This window comes from Streptosporangium sp. NPDC048886 (genome assembly GCF_055586905.1).
Map to the genome: position 1 here is coordinate 63538 of NZ_JBVJHH010000033.1, position 16988 is coordinate 80525.

General features: G+C 71.5%; 16 protein-coding genes. 3 read left to right on the forward strand and 13 right to left on the reverse strand.

From position 1 onward, the window contains the following. Window positions 1–38 precede the first annotated feature (38 nt). From ACZ6R6_RS33820 to uraD, 6 genes are read right to left on the reverse strand one after another with little or no spacing between them, the layout of a single operon-like run. Window positions 39–1427, reverse strand: coding sequence for an 8-oxoguanine deaminase (locus ACZ6R6_RS33820; RefSeq protein ID WP_470100280.1), 1389 nt, complete (start codon window positions 1425–1427; stop codon window positions 39–41). Between the two features lie 55 nt (window positions 1428–1482). Further along, a complete protein-coding gene (locus tag ACZ6R6_RS33825) occupies window positions 1483–1956 on the reverse strand; it encodes a (2Fe-2S)-binding protein (RefSeq protein ID WP_470100282.1) in 474 nt (157 codons plus the stop codon). Further along, window positions 1956–2831, reverse strand: coding sequence for an FAD binding domain-containing protein (locus ACZ6R6_RS33830; RefSeq protein WP_470100284.1), 876 nt, complete (start codon window positions 2829–2831; stop codon window positions 1956–1958). The genes ACZ6R6_RS33825 and ACZ6R6_RS33830 overlap by 1 nt, the downstream gene beginning before the upstream one ends. Window positions 2832–2833: 2 nt before the next feature. Then, the gene (gene pucL / locus ACZ6R6_RS33835) at window positions 2834–3715 is read right to left on the reverse strand and encodes a factor-independent urate hydroxylase (RefSeq protein WP_470100286.1); all 882 of its coding nucleotides are present in this window, start codon (window positions 3713–3715) and stop codon (window positions 2834–2836) included. Between the two features lie 2 nt (window positions 3716–3717). Then, complete coding sequence (gene uraH / locus ACZ6R6_RS33840; RefSeq protein WP_470100288.1) at window positions 3718–4029, reverse strand: hydroxyisourate hydrolase; 312 nt, start codon at window positions 4027–4029, stop codon at window positions 3718–3720. 36 nt (window positions 4030–4065) lie between these two features. Next, on the reverse strand, window positions 4066–4596 hold the full coding sequence (gene uraD / locus ACZ6R6_RS33845; protein ID WP_470100289.1) for a 2-oxo-4-hydroxy-4-carboxy-5-ureidoimidazoline decarboxylase: 531 nt from the start codon (window positions 4594–4596) through the stop codon (window positions 4066–4068). 173 nt (window positions 4597–4769) lie between these two features. Here uraD and ACZ6R6_RS33850 point away from each other — a divergent pair, with 173 nt between their 5' ends. Beyond that, window positions 4770–5609 carry a deoxyribonuclease IV gene (locus ACZ6R6_RS33850; protein WP_470100291.1) on the forward strand — a complete coding sequence of 280 codons (840 nt, stop codon included), beginning with the start codon at window positions 4770–4772 and terminating at the stop codon, window positions 5607–5609. A 613-nt stretch (window positions 5610–6222) separates the two neighbouring features. Here the strand turns inward: ACZ6R6_RS33850 and ACZ6R6_RS33855 are convergent. The 3 genes from ACZ6R6_RS33855 to ACZ6R6_RS33865 all read right to left on the reverse strand — a co-directional run bounded on the left by ACZ6R6_RS33855 (window position 6223) and on the right by ACZ6R6_RS33865 (window position 8919). Continuing rightward, window positions 6223–6987 (reverse strand): LytR/AlgR family response regulator transcription factor, encoded by a 765-nt coding sequence (locus ACZ6R6_RS33855; protein ID WP_470100293.1) that lies wholly within the window; start codon window positions 6985–6987, stop codon window positions 6223–6225. A 75-nt stretch (window positions 6988–7062) separates the two neighbouring features. Then, window positions 7063–8250 (reverse strand): histidine kinase, encoded by a 1188-nt coding sequence (locus tag ACZ6R6_RS33860; RefSeq protein WP_470100295.1) that lies wholly within the window; start codon window positions 8248–8250, stop codon window positions 7063–7065. 48 nt (window positions 8251–8298) lie between these two features. After that, window positions 8299–8919: a molybdopterin-dependent oxidoreductase gene (locus ACZ6R6_RS33865; RefSeq protein ID WP_470100297.1), complete on the reverse strand. Its 621-nt coding sequence runs from the start codon at window positions 8917–8919 to the stop codon at window positions 8299–8301. A gap of 372 nt (window positions 8920–9291) precedes the next feature. Between ACZ6R6_RS33865 and aroF the strand changes: the two genes are divergently transcribed. After that, window positions 9292–10329 carry a 3-deoxy-7-phosphoheptulonate synthase gene (gene aroF, locus ACZ6R6_RS33870; protein ID WP_470100299.1) on the forward strand — a complete coding sequence of 346 codons (1038 nt, stop codon included), beginning with the start codon at window positions 9292–9294 and terminating at the stop codon, window positions 10327–10329. Between the two features lie 141 nt (window positions 10330–10470). On the opposite strand, the gene thiI is transcribed toward aroF, so the two are convergent. The 4 genes from thiI to ACZ6R6_RS33890 all read right to left on the reverse strand — a co-directional run bounded on the left by thiI (window position 10471) and on the right by ACZ6R6_RS33890 (window position 15816). Beyond that, entirely contained in the window at window positions 10471–11673 is a 1203-nt protein-coding gene (gene thiI, locus ACZ6R6_RS33875; protein WP_470100301.1) for a tRNA uracil 4-sulfurtransferase ThiI, read from the reverse strand. Between the two features lie 743 nt (window positions 11674–12416). Further along, window positions 12417–12938, reverse strand: coding sequence for a hypothetical protein (locus ACZ6R6_RS33880; RefSeq protein WP_470100303.1), 522 nt, complete (start codon window positions 12936–12938; stop codon window positions 12417–12419). A gap of 575 nt (window positions 12939–13513) precedes the next feature. Beyond that, window positions 13514–14539: a 6-phosphofructokinase gene (locus tag ACZ6R6_RS33885; protein WP_470100305.1), complete on the reverse strand. Its 1026-nt coding sequence runs from the start codon at window positions 14537–14539 to the stop codon at window positions 13514–13516. Window positions 14540–14868: 329 nt separating this feature from the next. Beyond that, window positions 14869–15816 (reverse strand): lactonase family protein, encoded by a 948-nt coding sequence (locus ACZ6R6_RS33890; protein ID WP_470100307.1) that lies wholly within the window; start codon window positions 15814–15816, stop codon window positions 14869–14871. Window positions 15817–15997: 181 nt separating this feature from the next. Between ACZ6R6_RS33890 and ACZ6R6_RS33895 the strand changes: the two genes are divergently transcribed. Beyond that, window positions 15998–16897, forward strand: coding sequence for a bifunctional helix-turn-helix transcriptional regulator/GNAT family N-acetyltransferase (locus tag ACZ6R6_RS33895; protein WP_470100309.1), 900 nt, complete (start codon window positions 15998–16000; stop codon window positions 16895–16897). The last annotated feature ends 91 nt before the right edge of the window (window positions 16898–16988 follow it).

Here is a 16988-nt window from a genome sequence, read left to right on the forward strand (position 1 = left end):
GGCGGACCAGCACCCGCCCACGGCCCCGGCGGGCCCGCTCACCGGCCGGCCTCCCCGCGGACGGCCACGCCCCGCTCGCCGGCCAGGCGCATCAGGCGGCGGTGGGCCGCGCCGCCGGCGCGGCCGAGCTCGTCCTGGGCGACCGTGCGCAGCTCGTCGTCCTCCACGACCGTCTCGCCGCCCACCAGGAGGCGGGCCAGCGGTGGTTGCCCGCTGCCGAAGACCAGGGCGCAGAGCGGGTCGGCGACGGCCGAGGCGAAGCCCCCGCCGGTCCGCCACAGGGCGATGTCGGCGAGTTTGCCGGCCTCCAGGGAGCCGATCTCCTCCTGGCGGCCCAGGTTCCGCGCGCCGCCGAGGGTGGCGATCTCCAGGGCCTGCCGGGCGGTGAGCGCGGCCGGCCCGTATCTGGCCCGCTGCAACAGCAGCGCCTGGCGCATCTCCCCCGACAGCGAGGTCAGCTCGGAGGAGGCGCTGCCGTCCACCCCGAGACCGACGTTCGCGCCGCGCTGGAGCATCTGCGACACCCGGGCGATCCCGGCGCCGAGACGGCCGTTGGAGCTCGGGCAGTGCGCCGAGCCGGTGCCGGTCCGGGCGAACCTGCCGATGTCGGAGTCGCTCAGGTGGATCGCGTGGGCGAACCACACGTCCGGGCCGAGCCAGCCGAGCTTGTCCATGTAGTCGACCGGGCGCATGCCGAACTGGGCCAGGCAGTGCTCCTCCTCGTCGAGGGTCTCGGCCAGGTGGGTGTGCAGGCGCACCCCCTTGGCCCTGGCCAGCGAGGCCGCCTCGGTCATCAGGTCGGCGGTGACCGAGAACGGCGAGCACGGGGCGACGGCGACGCGCAGCTTCGAGGAGAAGGACGGGTCGTGGTAGGCGTCGACGGCCTCGGCCGTCGCGGTGAGGATCTCGTCGAGCTCCTCGACCACCACGTCCGGCGGCAGGCCGCCCCGGGAGGCGCCCCGGTCCATCGACCCCCGGGCGGGGTGGAAGCGGATGCCCACCTCCCGGGCCGCCTCGATCTCCGCGGCGAACAGGTCGCCGCGGCCCTTGGGGAAGATGTAGTGGTGGTCGCTGGAGGTGGTGCAGCCCGACAGCGCCAGATGGCCCAGGCCCGCGCCCGCCGCGCCCCTGACGATCTCGGCGTCCATCGCGGCCCACACCGGGTAGAGGGCCACCAGCCATTCGAAGAGGGTGGCCTCCTGGGCCAGGCCCTGGGAGGCCCACTGGTAGAGGTGGTGGTGGGTGTTGACCAGGCCGGGGGTGGCCAGGCAGCCGGCGCCGTCGACCCTGGCGGCGCCGGGGACGGCCGGGGCGGGGCCGGGGCCGAGCGCCGCGATCCGGTCACCCTCGATGTGGATGTGGCCGGAGGGGATCTCCGGGCCCACGACCGGGGCGATGTGCACGTTCTCGATCAGGGTCGCGCCCATGTGGCCTCCTCCGGCCGCCCGGCCCGCGTGCCCGCCCGGCCGCCGTCCCGCCCGCTCACTCAGCGGCCGACTTCCGGGCGGCGGCGAGCCGTACGGCCTCAAGGATCTTCTCGTAGCCGGTGCACCGGCACAGGTTGCCCGCCAGCGCCTCGCGGATCTCGGCGTCGGAGGGGTGCGGGACCCGCTCGATCAGGTCGTGGGCCTGGACGATGAGGCCGGGGGTGCAGAAGCCGCACTGGACGGCGCCGCACTCGACGAAGGCCTCCTGCAGCGGGTCGAGCCGGTCGCCCTCGGCCAGTCCCTCGACCGTGCGGATCCGCCGCCCCTCGGCCTGGCCCGCCGCCACCAGGCAGGCGCAGACGGGGGCGCCGTCGAGGTAGACGGTGCACGAGCCGCACTCGCCCTGCTCGCAGGCGTTCTTGGCGCCCGGCAGGCCCACCCGCTCGCGCAGGACGTACAGCAGGCTCTCGCCCTCCCAGACGTCGTCGGCCGTCTCCTCGCGACCGTTGACGGTGAAGCTGACGCGCATCAGCCCGCCCTCCTTCCAAGCTGTCCGGCGCGGAAGTCGTTCCATGCCCAGGTCAGGGTGCGGCGCGCCATCACGCCGATGGCGTGCCTGCGGTAGCCGGCGGTGCCGCGCACGTCGTCGATCGGCGAGGCCGCCGCCGAGGCCAGCTCGCCGAAGCGCCGCAGCACCGCGGGGTCGAGCGGGGCGTCCCAGTCGAGTTCGGCGGCGAGGAACTCCTCGGCCGCCGCCGCCCGGCGGGGGGTCGGGGCGGCCGAGCCGATGCCGGTGCCCACCCGCCGCTCGCCGGGGTGGAGCGCGACCGCGAACGAGCAGACCGCGATCACCATGGCGTTGCGGGTGCCGACCTTGGAGAAGTACTGGGGGCCGCTCGCGGGGCTCATCCAGAACGCCCGGATCAGCTCGTCGGCCGCCAGGGCGCTCCGCTTGACCCCGAGGTAGAACCCGGCGGCGGGGATCATCCGCACGCCGCGGGCGGCGGACTCGACCTCGATGACCGCGTCCCCGGCCAGCAGCGGCGGGTGACTGTCCCCGGCGGGCGAGGCCGCGCCGAGGTTGCCTCCCACGGTGCCGCGGTTGCGGATCTGCGGCGAGCCGACCGTCCGCGCCGCCTGCGCCAGGCCCGGCAGGCGGTCGCCGAGCTCGGTGATCAGCCGCGCGTACGGCACGCCCGCGCCGACCCGCAGCCGCCCGTCCTCCTCGGCGCTCCATGAGGTCAGCTCGGTGACCCGGTTCAGGTCGAGCAGCGCGGCGGGCCGGCGGAGGTCGAAGTTGAGCTCCACCATCATGTCGGTGCCGCCCTGGATGGGCGCGGCCTCGGGCGTCTCGGCCTTGGCCGCCAGCGCCTCCGCCCATGTCTCCGGTCGCAGGAAATCCATGGTCAGTCCCAGGCGCAGTGGGCGGCGGGGGCGTCGTCGTGGAGCACGGCGCCCTCGATCAGCCCGTAGGGGCGGTCGGCGGCGTAGAACACCTCGTCCGGGTTGTCGAGCCCGAACGGTGTCAGATCCACCGGGAAGTGGTGCTTGTTCGGCATCGCCAGGCGCACCTCGCAGATCTCGCCACGGGTCTGCAGCACCCGCTCGCCCATCGCGTAGAGCGTCTGCTGCAGCGACAGGCTGTGGGTCTCGGCGAACGCCTCCAGCAGGCATCGCCGCACCTCACTGTACGACTTGCCGAACGGGGACCCGTCGGAGACATGCCGCCACGCGGCCGAGACCTCGGTGGCCAGGACGCGGTCGAAGGCGGGCTGGAGGGTGGTGTAGTCGTCGACGGCGAAGCCGTGGAACTCCGAGCCGGTGGAGTTCAGCACCATCAGGTTCTTGAGCCCGGAGACCACGGTCGAGGTCCCGTCGCGGTCGTGGTGGACGACACAGGTGCGCACCTCCCTGCCCGAGCGGACGAAGGAGTGCCGCTCGTCGGCGGGCCCCTGGGTGGGGATGCGGTCCCAGAAGTACTCCTCGATCTCCACTCGGGCGTGGTGGACGGCCGGCTGGGAGCTCACGTAGTGGCGGGCCAGCAGCAGCGCGAAGTCCTCGATCTGGTCCACGCCGTGCTTCCTGGCGAAGGCGTAGACGGTGTTCTTCTGCGTGTCCGTCGGCAGCACCGCGGCGTTGTCGCCCCGCAGGTGCGTCTCCCGCATGTCGCCCGAGAGCGCGGAGCTGACGTTGATGTCCTTGATGTGGTGGACGCCGCCGTCCCTGACGACGCGGACCAGGCGGGTCTCGGCCTTGCCGTAGCGGTTGGGCCCGAGGATGACGGCCATGTCTAGCTCCCTCGATACGTCGAGTAGGCGAACGGGCTCAGCAGCAGGGGCACGTGATGGTGCTCGTCCGGGTCCCGGACCGTGAAGTCGATCGAGACCTGCGGGTAGAAGGTCTCCACCTGCCGGGCGGCGAAGTAGCCGCCGGTGTCGAAGACCAGCCGGTGGGCGCCCGGCCCGGGCGTCCAGCCGCCGATCCGGCCGTCGGCGTCGGTGACGCCCTCGGCCAGCACCGCCCCCGCCCGCTCCAGCCGTACGGCGACGCCGGCCGCGGGCCTGCCCAGCGCGGCGTCCAGCACATGTGTGGACAGGCTCATGCGCGTTCCTCCTCTCTCATGCGGCCTCCTCCGCCGTCATGCGATCTCTCCCAGCAGCTTCGCCACGCGCAGGCGGGTGATCTCGGCGAGTTCGGCGCGGACGACCCCGTGCTCCGCGTCGTCGTCGTTACCCAGCCGCCCGCGCAGCCGGCTCAGCATCTCCTCGGCCGTCAGGCCGGTGGCGCAGACCAGGTAGACGTGGCCGAACCGCTCCTCGTAGGCCCGGTTGCCCTCGGCCAGCCCGTCGAGCACCGCCTGGCCGGCCGCCGCCACGCCGGACTGCTCCCGCCGGGACCAGGACGCCTCCCGGCCGGCCCCGCCGGCGCGCTCCCCGATGCGCGGGTGCGCCTCCAGCGCCTCCTGGACGTCGGGCCAGGCCAGGGCGCGCACGGCGGCGACAGCCGTCTCGGCCAGCTCGGCGAGGTCGCGGTAGGGGCGCCGCGCGGCCACCTGGCGGGCGAAGGCCCGGGAGGCGCAGCACGTCAGCAGTCCGGCCTCGGCCTCGGCGACGCTCAGCGCGTTGAAGCCGGCCGTCCCCGCCGGCGGCGTGGGGTTCACGTTCGGCATGACAGCAGTACACACACCGGTCCCCGGCACGGTCCAGCAGCGGGAGGTCCGAAGGGGGCCAAAGGTTTGCCCCGGGTTTTCGTGTCATGCTCCAAACCGGGGCGGCCCGCCCCCGAACCGGAGGCCCGCGACGGCCGGAAACCGTCGGCCCCAGCGCCTAAACTGAGCCCATCATGACTTCTCTCTCCCTCATCGGCGGCCAGGTCTCCGTCACCGGCGGCCTGGCCAAGGGCGGCCTGCAGTACGCCTCGGACATCGGCGCCGAGATGATCCAGGTGTTCGTCAGCAACCCCCGCGGCTGGGCGCTCGCCGCGGGCAACCCGGTCCAGGACACCCGGCTGCGCGAGTCGGGCGTGCTGTCCTTCGTGCACGCCCCCTATCTCATCAACATGGGCTCCCCCAGCGCCGACACGCTGGAGAAGTCGGTGGCGACCGTACGGCACGGCCTGCAGCGCTCCTACGCGATCGGCGCCGCGGGCATGGTGGTCCACACCGGCTCGGCGGTGAGCCAGTCCCGGGAGGCGGCCCTGCGCCAGCTCCGCGAGCACCTGCTCCCGCTGCTGGAGGAGATCCCCGACGACGGCCCCGACCTGCTGCTGGAGCCGATGGCCGGGCAGGGCGCGATGCTCTGCGCGACCGTCCAGGACCTGGAGCCCTATCTGGCCGCCCTCGACTGGCACCCGAAGGCGGGCATCTGCCTGGACACCTGCCACGCCTTCGCCGCCGGCCACGACCTGTCGACCCTGGAGGGCGTCGGGGAGACCCTCGACGCCCTGCACGCGATCGCCCCGGGGCGGCTGAAGCTGATCCACGCCAACGACTCCAAGGACGTGTGCGACTCCAAGAAGGACCGCCACGAGAACATCGGCGCGGGCCACATCGGCATCGAGCCCTTCGGCGAGCTGATGCGTCACCCGGTGGCCGCCGGGGTGCCGCTCTGCATCGAGACCCCGGGCCCCGTCGACAAGCACCGCGAGGACATCGCGCTGCTGAAGAAGCTCCGCGACGCCTGAGCCCGCGGCGGCCTGCCGGCCGCCTTCGCCGGGCTCTCCGACGACCTGCTCGCGGTGCCCGCCGAGCGCGTCCGCGACGTCACGGTGCCCGCCACCGCGGTGGGCGGCGTCCTGGTCCACGACGCCGCGGGGTCCGCCCGCTGACGCCGCCCGCCGGCGAGTCCCCTGCCCGCCGGCGGGGTGAGACGGGACGCCCGGTCTCGTGATCCGGCCGCCCCCGCGGGCCAGATCACGGTCCGGCCCGCGGGCTGGCGCGGACGTCCCGTCACACCGGAGAGCGCCGGGCCCTCCCCCCGATCCGGGGCCCGGCGACCGGACGGCCGGCCGTTTCCGCGACCGCCCGGGACTCCGCGCACCAGGACCTGTCCGAGCCTCCCGGCTCTGTCCCCCCCTGGTGCGGCGGGTCCGGCTCTCCGATGAAGGGAACACTAGAGGGGCGCCCAGGCGGGCGACCGCTCCTTTCCGGCCAGCGCGTCTAACGGTGTGTAGTCGTCGATGTGCGGAGAGTGTCGGCGCGACGAGCGGCGGGACCGGTGCGACGAGCGGTCGATTCCCGCGGCGACGCGCTCTCCGCGACGCGGGTCCGACGGGCCCGCGGGCGGCGCCCGGCGGCTCATCTGAGCGTGCCGGAGGCCAGCGAGCGGTCCTGGAGCTGGCGGTCGCGGACGAGCTGCTCGCGGACCTGGCGGGTGTGGCGGCGGCTGACCGGCAGCGTCTCGGAACCGACCTGCAGGGTCACGCGGCCGCCGTCGAAGCGCATCTCGCTCACGTGCCGCACCGAGACCAGCGTGCTGCGGTGCACGCGGATGAACCCCGATCCGGCCCAGCGCCGCTCCAGCGCGGCCAGCGACATGCGCACCAGGTAGTTGCCGTCGACGGTGTGCAGCCGCACGTAGTCTCCCCGCGCCTCGGCGAAGCGGACCGCCTGCTGGGCCACGAAGCGGGTCCGCCCGCTCAGCTCGACCGGGATGACGTCCTCCGGGACCGGCTCGCCCGCCGCCGGCGTCATGGACTCCAGGCGCCGTACGGCCTCCGCCAGCCGGTCGGCCCGGACCGGCTTGAGCAGGTAGTCGACCGCCTCCAGGTCGAACGCCTGGATCGCGCAGTCCTCGTGGGCGGTGACGAACACCAGCCGGGGCGGGTTGGGGAAGGCCCCGATGAGCCGGGCCAGGTCGAGGCCACCCAGGCCCGGCATCCGGATGTCGAGGAACACCCCGTCGAGCCGTTCGCCGGCGCCGATCATCTGGACCATGTCCTGAAGCGCGGTTATCCCTCCGGGGGCGGTGGAGACGTGCTCGATGCGGGGATCGTGGCGGAGGAGGTGGGCAAGCTCCTCCAGCGCGGGGACCTCGTCGTCAACGGCCAGGACTCGCAACATGGATCCACGCTGCCCCGGAACCGCGCCCGCCGCAATAGAAATGTCAACTTTAAGTAAAACTATGACTACTAATAGCTATAACTCAGGGGGGACCTTGGGCACGCGCAGCCGTATTCTGGTACCCGCGCCCAGCTCGGTCTCCACGACGAGCCCGTAGCCCTCCCCGTAGATCCGGCGCAGCCGCACATCCACGTTGGCCATGCCGATGCCGCCCTCGTCCCGCCCCTGGCCCCGGTCGTCGGCCAGCAGCCGCCGGGCCCGCGCCGGGTCCATGCCGAGCCCGTCGTCCTCGACGGCGATGTGGACCTCGGGGCCGGCGTCCCTGACGACCACCTGGACCTCACCGGCGCCGCCGGTGGCGGCTATGCCGTGTTTGATGGCGTTCTCGACCAGCGGCTGCAGGCACAGGAACGGCACCGGCACCGGCAGCGCCTCCGGCGCCACCCGGACGGTGAAGCGGAGCCGCTCGCCGAACCTGGCCCGCTCCAGCAGCAGGTAGCGGTCCACGCAGCGCAGCTCGTCGGCCAGGGTGGTGAAGTCCCCGCCCCGGCGCAGCGCGTGCCTGGTGAAGTCGGCGAAGTCCATCAGCAGCTCGCGGGCCCGCTCGGGGTCGGTGCGGACGAAGGAGGCGATCGTGGTCAGGGAGTTGTAGACGAAGTGCGGGGAGATCTGCGCGCGCAGCGCCCGCGTCTCCGCCTCCATCGCACGCCTGCGGGAGGAGTCGAGCTCGGCCAGCTCCAGCTGGCCGGAGACCCAGCGGGCGACCTCCGTGACGGTCCGGACCAGCGCCGCGCTCACCTCGGCGTCGTAGGCGGCCAGCGCGCCGATCACCCGGCCGTCCACGGTGAGCGGCACCACCGCCGCGCCCCGGATCACGCAGCCCGGCGTGTCGCAGGCGAGCACGCCCCCCGCCACCACGTACGGGCGTCCCGACGAGAACACGGTGCGGGCGTGCTCGGGCGCGTGGTCACGGTGGCAGTCCGCCGCGCCGTCCCAGGCGAGCACGCCGTCGATGTCCGTCACCGCGATGGCGCTGGTGCCCAGCAGCGCGCGCAGGTGGCGGATCGCCTTGCGCGCGGAGTCGCGCGTCAGGCCGGCCCGCAGCGACGGGGCCGCCAGCGCGGCGATGTGCAGGGTGGCGAAGGTGGCCTCGTCCGGCAGGCCCGCCGGACTGCGGGGGGCGGCCGGCCGCCGGCGGGACAGGACGAACCCGAGAAAAGTGCTGGCGGTGCAGAGCAGCACCCAGGCACTGGTCGACCACATGCGGGAAACCGTAGTCAACCGCTCCGGTCAATCAGGGGTGAACGCCGATCACGGCGGGCCTTCGCCCGGTTCCTCCTGATAGGAGTAGCGCTGCTCGCGCCAGGGGTCGGCGATGTTGTGGTAGCCGCGCTCCTCCCAGAAACCGCGCCTGTCCTCCAGCAGGTATTCCACCGCGCGCACCCATTTGACGCTCTTCCATGCGTACAGGTGCGGGACGACCACCCGGACCGGGAACCCTCGTTCCGGGGAGATGGGCTTGTCGTCGAGCTCCAGGGCGAACAGCGTGTGGCCGCCGGTGAAGTCGCTCATCCGCATGTTGGCGCTGTAGCCGTACTCGGCCCAGATCATCACGTGCCTCACCTCGGGGGCGGGCGGCGCCATCTCCATCAGCGTCGCCGCCGACACCCCCCGCCACTCGTTCCCCATGATCGAGAACTTGGTGACGCAGTGGAAGTCGGCCAGGACCGTGGTGCGCGGCAGTTCGGAGAACTGCGGCCAGGTGAAGCGGTGCTGCTCGCCCGAGGCGGTCGCCCCCATGACCCGCAGCTCCCACGTCGCCGGGCGGAACGTGGGCACCCGGCCGTAATGGATCACCGGACGTCCCCGGGGGACGTACTGGCCTGGAGGCAGGCGAGTCTCCTCCCGTGGAGTTTCGGACTGCTCCACCATCACTCCCCTCGCCGTTGTCCCCACCGGCACGGGGTGGTCCTGTTCCCCGGCGGCACGGGGGCAATCCTGCCATCGCCGGTCCGCCGCCACCGCAGCGGCCACCGGATAACGCCCTCCGCCGTGTCGGCGCGGGGCGCCTGTCGCGGTCCGGACGCCGGCGGCCGCTCCCCGGCCGGCGCACCGGCGGGTCCCGGCGGTGCGCTACTATTGCCGGCGATGCGTACTGCGTTCTGGTTTTGGTATGGCGACGGACCCGTGGGTCGGACCGTTCGCCACCAGATGCTGCGCTGACAGCCAGGCGAACGAAGGCCCCGGGTCCGTTACGGACCCGGGGCCTTCTGCGTTCGCGGACCTTTTCATCGAAGGAGAGACATGGTCATCGTCATGGGCCCCGATGCCGCCCCCGCGGACATCGAGGCGATCGTGGAGACCATCGGCGCGGCGGGCGGCGAGGCGTTCGTCAGCCGTGGCGTGAGCCGTACGATCATCGGGCTGGTGGGCGACGTCGCCCAGTTCAGCGCGCTCGACCTGCGCGGCATGCGCGGGGTGGCCGACGTGATGCGGGTGACCGCCCCCTACAAGCTGGTCAGCCGCGACAACCACCCTGAGCGGTCCACGGTCCGGGTCGGCGGCGTGCCGATCGGCCCCGGCACCGTCACCCTGATCGCCGGCCCGTGCGCGGTGGAGACCCCCCAACAGACCCTGGAGGCGGCCGAGATGGCCAAGGCCGCCGGGGCCACCCTGCTGCGCGGCGGCGCCTACAAGCCCCGCACCTCCCCCTACGCCTTCCAGGGGCTGGGCGAGGCGGGTCTGCGCATCCTCGCCGACGTGCGCGAGCAGACCGGCCTGCCCATCGTGACCGAGGTCGTGGACGCCCACGACGTCGAGCTGGTCGCCTCCTACGCCGACATGCTGCAGATCGGCACCCGCAACGCGCAGAACTTCGCGCTGCTGCAGGCGGTCGGCGGCGTCGGCAAGCCGGTCATGCTCAAGCGCGGCATGAACGCCACCATCGAGGAGTGGCTGATGGCCGCCGAATACATCGCCCAGCGCGGCAATCTCGACATCGTGCTGTGCGAGCGCGGCATCCGCACCTTCGAGACCGCCACCCGCAACACCCTGGACGTCTCCGCCGTCCCGGTTGCCCAGCGCCTGTCGCACCTGCCGGTCATCGTCGACCCGTCCCACTCCGGCGGCCGGCGCGACCTGGTCCTGCCGCTCACCCGCGCCGCCATCGCGGTCGGCGCCGACGGTGTGATCATCGACGTCCACCCCCACCCCGAGCAGGCCCTCTGCGACGGCCCCCAGGCCCTGGTCGACGGCGACCTGGACGAGCTCGCCCGGGTGATCCGCGAGTTCCCGCCGCTGGTGGGCAGGACCGCGGCCGGCGACGCCCTGGCGTCCGCCTGACCGTCGCCCATGTCCGACCCCGCGTTCAAGCCACGCCACGAGCGCCCGTGTCTCCCGGCGCGGCCGGCGCCACAAGCCGCCGGCCGCGCCCACGGATGACCGGAGCCACATCCGGCGGGGATCCGTGCCGCCGGGACGGGCTCAGCCCTCCAGCTTGTACTCCTGGAGGGATCCGGCGAGCTGGACGGCCAGCTCCTCGGCGTCGAGCCGCTTCTCGATCTGCCGCAGGTCCGCGATCTTGGCGGCGGTCTCGGCTCGGCGGGGCGCCAGGAGCGTGCAGCAGTCCTCGTCGGGCAGCTCGGAGATCTCCAGGGTGCCGATACGGCGGGCCTCGGCCATGATCTCGGTCTTGTCCAGGCCGATGAGCGGCCGCAGGATCGGCATGTCGACCGCGTCGTCCTGGGCGGTGATGTTCTGCAGGGTCTGGGAGGAGACCTGGCCCAGGGAGTCACCGGTGATCAGCGCGCCGGCCCGGAGGCGGCGGGCGACCTCCTCGGCGGTCTTGAGCATCAGGCGGCGCTGGGAGATGACCGCGAGCCGGTCCTGGCCGGAGGACTTGATGGACTGCTGGGCCTTGCCGAATGGGACGACCCAGAGCCGGGACCTGCCCTGGAACTTGTCCAGGGCGCGTACCAGGGCATACGCCTTGTAGATGGACTCCGACGTCGTGAACGGGATGCCGGAGAAGTGCAGGAAGTCCACGCGCAGGCCACGGCGCATCATCCGGTAGGCGGCCACCGGCGAGTCGATGCCGCCGGACATCAGGACCAGGCCGCGGCCGCTGGTGCCGACCGGCAGGCCGCCCTGACCGGGTGTGCCGCCGGTGAAGACGAAGACCTCGTCCCGGTCGACCTCGATGGAGACGACCAGCTCGGGGTTCTTCAGATCGACCGGCAGTCCGTAGATGTCGTTGAGCTCGCCGCCGATCGAGCGGTCCATCTCCATCGAGGTCATCGGGAAGCGCTTGTCGCGGCGGCGCGAGCGGACCGCGAAGGAGACGCCGCGCCTGACGTCCTCCCGGTCGGCCAGCAGCTCGATCGCCGCCTTGGTGACCGCGCCCGGATCCTTCTCCACCCGCCAGGCGCGGTGGATCCAGACCAGGCCGGGGACGTAGGCGACCCGCGCGGCGACCGCGTCGGCGACCTCGGGCGCGGTGCCGTCCGGTAGGAAGAGCGCGATGACGCCGTGGCGCTGGCGCACGTCCACCTTGAAGTCGAAGTCCTTCAGGGCCGCCTTGATGTTGGCCTGCAGCCGCTGCTCGAAGAGCTCGCGGTTGTTTCCTTTGAGGACGACCTCGCCCAGTTTGAGCAGAACGCAGGGCTCTCCCAAGGCGGACATGGTCATGCTGCAACCTCCGGTGGAACAGTGAAGTTCGGGGGAAATACCGGCCTACCGCCCAGTGTGGCGCGTAACCGCCTCAAGACAACGCCTCGACCTAGTCACTTTAGTCCGCCTCACGACCGTCCGGAGCGGCACCGGAGTGACACCGGGGCTCGACGCGGCACGGGGACTCGCACCGGCGCGGCGGCCCGGCCCGGCACGGGGACTCATCCCGGAGTGGCGGCCCGGCCCGGCACGGATCCGGAGAACGCCCGGCATGACGCGGGACGGGGCCCGGTGGACGGGCCGGATGCGCGGCGCATGATGAACCCCCGTTGACGGACGATCGTCCGTCAACGGGGGAGGAAAGGCCAGGTGTCCACAGGATCCGGTGTGCGCGACGGCTCCGCATCCACCTGACGGCCGGCCGGGTCCGTGGGAGGGCGCCGACATGCGGCGCCGCCGACCCCGGCGATCACGCCATGCCACCCGGCTCCGATTCCGATGCCCCTACGGGCCGACCTTCTCTCCGTCAATGGCCATGACGGGCGACTTCTCTTTCTGCATGGCCCCCGCCATGGCGGTCGTTCCGAAATACGGCGGAGCGACCACGCAGGCGGTCTTCGCCTTCTGAGGCGGATTCCGCCTTCCTTACCGAGCACGTCCTGACGGCCTCACCGCGGACGTTCTCGGTCTTGCCCATCTCTCTCCTGTCCGAACCGTTCCGCAAGGCCGGCGGGGAGAGTCCTTCACCTGTCCGGGCGGACCTAGTTGTTGTTGTTATTATTGTTGTTGTTCCCGCCCCGCAGGTTGTTGTTGTTATTGTTGTTGTTGTTCCCGCCTCCGCCGTTATTGTTGTTGTTATTGTTGTTGTTGTTGCCCCTACCCCCATTGTTATTGTTGTTGTTATTGTTGTTGTTGCCCCTGCCTCCATTGTTGTTGTTATTGTTGTTGTTGTTCCCGCCGCCGCCGTTGTTGTTGTTGTTATTGTTGTTGTTGCCCCTACCTCCGTTGTTATTGTTGTTGTTATTGTTGTTGTTACCCCTGCCGCCGTTGTTGTTGTTATTGTTGTTGTTGTTCCCGCCGCCGTTGTTATTGTTGTTATTGTTGTTGTTGTTGCGCCTCCGCGGCGGACGCGCCACCGGGGTCAGCAGAGAAGTGGTGACTGTCGTGGCCGTGGTCGTGCCCGAGGTGCTGGCGCCGGCCGACTGGGCCGGCAGCGTCGCAGGGGCAACGAGGGCAGAGGCCACCATCACACCGGCGGCGAGAGCGTTTCTGGCCTTGGTCATAGAGATCACTCCATGTCGCGTTGAACGCGTCCGGGCGATACCCGGGCAGTGAAACGCCGGACCGGTATCACGGAAGACGCCGACACGGCGCGGAACCTGAATTCGACGCTAGTTGAGGAGAACTGGGAGGTCATCCCAGGGAGGCAAAAGGCTCGGTTCAGTGTGATTACTCTCCGACCCCGAACAACCACTCAGGGCGAGCCGTTAATCACACGGAGCTACATTTGCCGTGGCGGAGGCCGTAGGAGGCGGGACGGCGGGAACCGGTCAGGGTCACGGGTGCGTAAGTGACGCGCCGAGCCGATCACGTAAATACCGGCGGATGGGCCGGGACCATCGCCATGGTCCGCCCCGGCTCTCCGCACAACGCCCCCGCCTGCCCCGTGAAGCGATCGTCAGCTGCGGCTGTTCATCAATTTCCGGCCACGAAATCACAATTCTCACGCACGAGGACATGGGAGACCGCACGCCGCCCGTACCGGCGGCCGGGCCCACGGAGAGCAGAAGGGCCGCGGAAAGCGGGAAGGGACCGCCCCAGGGGGCGGCCCCTTCCCTCACGTCCCGTCAGGGACCCGTCAGCCGAAGAAGACCTCGGCCTCCTCGTAGCGGCCGACCGGCACGGTCTTCAGCTCCTTGGTGGCCTCGGCGAGGGCGACCCTGACGATGTCGGTGCCCTGCAGCGCGACCATGACGCCGAAGTGGCCGTCGTGCACGGCGTCGATGGCCTGCAGGCCGAACCGGGTGGCCAGCACCCGGTCGAAGGCCGTCGGCGTGCCGCCGCGCTGGATGTGGCCGAGCACGGTGGTGCGGGCCTCCTTGCCGGTCCGCTTCTCGATCTCCTTGGCGAGCATCTCTCCGATGCCGCCCAGCCGGACGTGGCCGAACGAGTCGAGCTCACCGGCCTGCAGCGTCATCTGGCCCTCGATCGGGTGCGCGCCCTCGGCCACCACGACGATCGGCGCGTAACGGGTCTTGAAACGGGACTCGACATAGGCGCAGACCCGGTCGATGTCGAAGGGCTTCTCCGGGATGAGGATGACGTTGGCGCCCCCGGCCATGCCGGCGTGCAGGGCGATCCAGCCCGCGTGGCGCCCCATGACCTCACAGATCAGTGCGCGGTGGTGGGACTCGGCGGTGGTGTGGAGCCGGTCGATCGCCTCGGTGGCGATGTTGACGGCGGTGTCGAAGCCGAAGGTGTAGTCGGTGGCGCTGAGGTCGTTGTCGATCGTCTTCGGCACGCCGACGACCTTGACCCCCCTGTCGAAGAGCTGCTTGGCGACGCCGAGGGTGTCTTCGCCACCGATCGCGATCAGCGCGTCGACGCCGGTCTCCGCCAGGTTGTCCTTGATCTTCTCGACGCCGCCATCGATCTTGATGGGGTTGGTCCGCGACGAGCCGAGAATCGTGCCGCCACGCGGCAGAATGCCCCGGACGGCCTGGATGTCCAGCGGCATGGCGTCGCCTTCGAGCGGACCACGCCAGCCATCGCGGAATCCGATGAATTCATGCCCGTAGACGCTGGTCCCTTTGCGTACGACTGCGCGGATAACGGCGTTCAGGCCGGGGCAGTCGCCGCCCCCGGTTAGCACTCCAATACGCATGGCATCCTCCGGTGGTGGTTCCGAGGCAAGACGGCCAGACTAAATGGGGTGACGCGGCCGGTGCGGGATTTCCGTCGCCGACGCAACGCATTCTGCCTGCTGATGTGGCCAATGGTCTAGACCAAATTGGAGGAGTCCTCACATGTCGCATTCTCGCCATCGGTGCTGGAACGGCCGGTGGTGTGGAGCACCGGCTGTCATCCCAGTCTTCTCCATGCTCCTCACGCGTCCGCGCGCGAGGAGCACGTCACGCGTCCGCGCGTGAGGAGCACCTCACGCCCCGATCCGCCACCGGCCCACCCGGGGCCGGGGGTCCGCGGCCGTCGCCGTCAGGTCAGCGGCAGCACGCAGGAGGGGGTGCCCACCGCGAACACCTCTCCGTCGAACCGCGGGATCCCCTCCTCCAGCGCCAGTACGGCGATGCCGTCGGAGCGCTGGTTGGCCACATACATCCGGCCGTCGGCGATGGCGAAGTGCCGTGGCCAGACGCCGCCGCAGGCGACCTCCCCGACCGGTTCCAGGCCGGGCGCGGAGAGCACCGAGATCGTGTCGGGCCCCCGGTTGCCGACGTAGACGTACCCGCCGGACACCTCCAGGTGTGAGGGGTGGTTGGGGCCCCCGGCGGTGCTGGCGGGGACGGCTCGGATCTCGCGCCAGCCGTCGTCGTAGACGCGGACCGTGCCGTCCAGCTCCCCGGCGACGTACCAGTGCTCCCCGGAGCGGGCCATGTGCCGGGGGCCCATCCCGGGCGCGAGCCGTACCGGGCCGTCGGGGTGCGGTCTCACCTGGCCGTCGACCACATAGCGGCGGACCTCGTCGGCGCCCAGGTCGGTCACGTACAGCACGCCGTCGGGGCCGAAGACGGCCTGGTGGGCATGGGCGCCGGCCCGGTAAGGGAAGATCGACACCTCGGTGAGGAGGCCGGACCCGTCGATCCCGTGCACGCTCACCGTGCCGTCGCCGTAGTTGGCCACCGCGAGCAGCGCGCCCGACGGGTCGACGGCCAGGTGGCAGGGCGCCGACCCCTCGCTCGGCCGCTGGGCCAGCGGGGTCAGGGCGCCGTCGCCGGCCCGGCCGAAGACGCTGACCGTGCCCCTGTCGCTCTCCCCCACCGCGTACAGGACGGGGAGGCGGGGGTGGACGGCGAGGAAGGATGGGCCCGAGGCCACCGTGGCGCCGAGCCGTACGAGACTCCCCAGCTCCATCAGCGTGATCCCCACCCCCGACCCTCCAGTATCCGGGGTGTATCCACCGACATACGCAACCTCAGCCATCATGCTCCCGTCGTAAAGGGCGACTTGTGCCGCCCGCAGATCAATCATCCCTTCCTGCCCGGGTCCACCTCCGGGTTCACCCCCGCACGACCGCCCGGCGCCCACGTCGGCCGCAGGCCGCCGGGACAGGACCCGGAACGATATTTCATTGACTTAGTCAATGGAATAGTTGATTCTGTCAGACATGCAGAACCATGTCGCGGAGGTCCGCGCCTTCAACCGCTTCTACACCGGGGTCATCGGCGTGCTCCACCAGGGCGTCCTGGACACCCCCTACTCCCTCACCGAGGTGAGGGTGCTGTTCGAGCTCGCCCAGCGCGACCACATGGAGACCGGCGAGCTGCGGCGGCTGCTCGGGCTCGACGCCGGATACCTCAGCAGGATGCTCGGCCGGTTCGAGACCGACGGGCTGATCGTGCGCGAGCGGTCGGCCGCCGACGGCCGGCGGCAGGTCGCCAGGCTGACCGAGGCGGGCAGGGCCACCTTCGCCACCCTCGACGAGCGCTCGGCGGCGCAGGTGCGCGGCCTGCTGGAGGAGGTGGGAGAGGAGGACCGGCAGCGGCTGGTGGCGAGCATGGCGGCGATCCAGGAGATCCTCACCCGGGCCCCGAAGGCCCGCCCCTACGTCATCCGCCCGCCGCGCCCGGGAGACCTCGGCTGGGTGGTGCACCGCCACGGCGTGCTCTACAGCCAGGAGTACGGCTGGGGCGAGGACTTCGAGGCGCTGGTGGCCAGGATCGTGGCCGACTACGTCGACGCCCACGACCCCGGGCGTGACGCGGGGTGGATCGCCGAAGTGGACGGCGAGCGGGCCGGATGCGTCTTCTGCGTGCACAAGGACGACGAGACGGCCCAGCTCCGGATGCTCCTGGTCGAGCCGTCCGCCAGGGGGATGGGGATCGGCGGGCGGCTCGTCGAGGAGTGCCTGCGCTTCGCCAGGGCGGCGGGCTACCGGCGGATCACGCTGTGGACCAGGGACGTGCTGACCGGTGCCCGGCGGATCTACCGGGCGGCGGGCTTCGAGCCGGTCGGCGAGGAGGCGGGCGACGGGTTCGTCGAGGAGATCTGGGCCAGAGACCTCTGACCCGCCACACCGCAGGAGCCCGGTGTTCCCGTGGCCGCGCCGGGCCGCGAGGTGACCGGCCGGGGAGGACGTCCTCCAGCGCCATGCCCTC

Coding starts and splice junctions, on each gene's coding strand:
- thiI (WP_470100301.1), bottom strand. CDS start 11,673: ATGACCATGTCCGCCTTGGGAGAGCCCTGCGTTCTGCTCAAACTGGGC.
- aroF (WP_470100299.1), top strand. CDS start 9,292: ATGGTCATCGTCATGGGCCCCGATGCCGCCCCCGCGGACATCGAGGCG.
- ACZ6R6_RS33885 (WP_470100305.1), bottom strand. CDS start 14,539: ATGCGTATTGGAGTGCTAACCGGGGGCGGCGACTGCCCCGGCCTGAAC.
- ACZ6R6_RS33880 (WP_470100303.1), bottom strand. CDS start 12,938: ATGACCAAGGCCAGAAACGCTCTCGCCGCCGGTGTGATGGTGGCCTCT.
- ACZ6R6_RS33820 (WP_470100280.1), bottom strand. CDS start 1,427: ATGGGCGCGACCCTGATCGAGAACGTGCACATCGCCCCGGTCGTGGGC.
- ACZ6R6_RS33860 (WP_470100295.1), bottom strand. CDS start 8,250: ATGTGGTCGACCAGTGCCTGGGTGCTGCTCTGCACCGCCAGCACTTTT.
- ACZ6R6_RS33850 (WP_470100291.1), top strand. CDS start 4,770: ATGACTTCTCTCTCCCTCATCGGCGGCCAGGTCTCCGTCACCGGCGGC.
- ACZ6R6_RS33855 (WP_470100293.1), bottom strand. CDS start 6,987: ATGTTGCGAGTCCTGGCCGTTGACGACGAGGTCCCCGCGCTGGAGGAG.
- ACZ6R6_RS33890 (WP_470100307.1), bottom strand. CDS start 15,816: ATGATGGCTGAGGTTGCGTATGTCGGTGGATACACCCCGGATACTGGA.
- ACZ6R6_RS33895 (WP_470100309.1), top strand. CDS start 15,998: ATGCAGAACCATGTCGCGGAGGTCCGCGCCTTCAACCGCTTCTACACC.
- ACZ6R6_RS33865 (WP_470100297.1), bottom strand. CDS start 8,919: ATGGTGGAGCAGTCCGAAACTCCACGGGAGGAGACTCGCCTGCCTCCA.
- ACZ6R6_RS33825 (WP_470100282.1), bottom strand. CDS start 1,956: ATGCGCGTCAGCTTCACCGTCAACGGTCGCGAGGAGACGGCCGACGAC.
- uraD (WP_470100289.1), bottom strand. CDS start 4,596: ATGCCGAACGTGAACCCCACGCCGCCGGCGGGGACGGCCGGCTTCAAC.
- pucL (WP_470100286.1), bottom strand. CDS start 3,715: ATGGCCGTCATCCTCGGGCCCAACCGCTACGGCAAGGCCGAGACCCGC.
- uraH (WP_470100288.1), bottom strand. CDS start 4,029: ATGAGCCTGTCCACACATGTGCTGGACGCCGCGCTGGGCAGGCCCGCG.
- ACZ6R6_RS33830 (WP_470100284.1), bottom strand. CDS start 2,831: ATGGATTTCCTGCGACCGGAGACATGGGCGGAGGCGCTGGCGGCCAAG.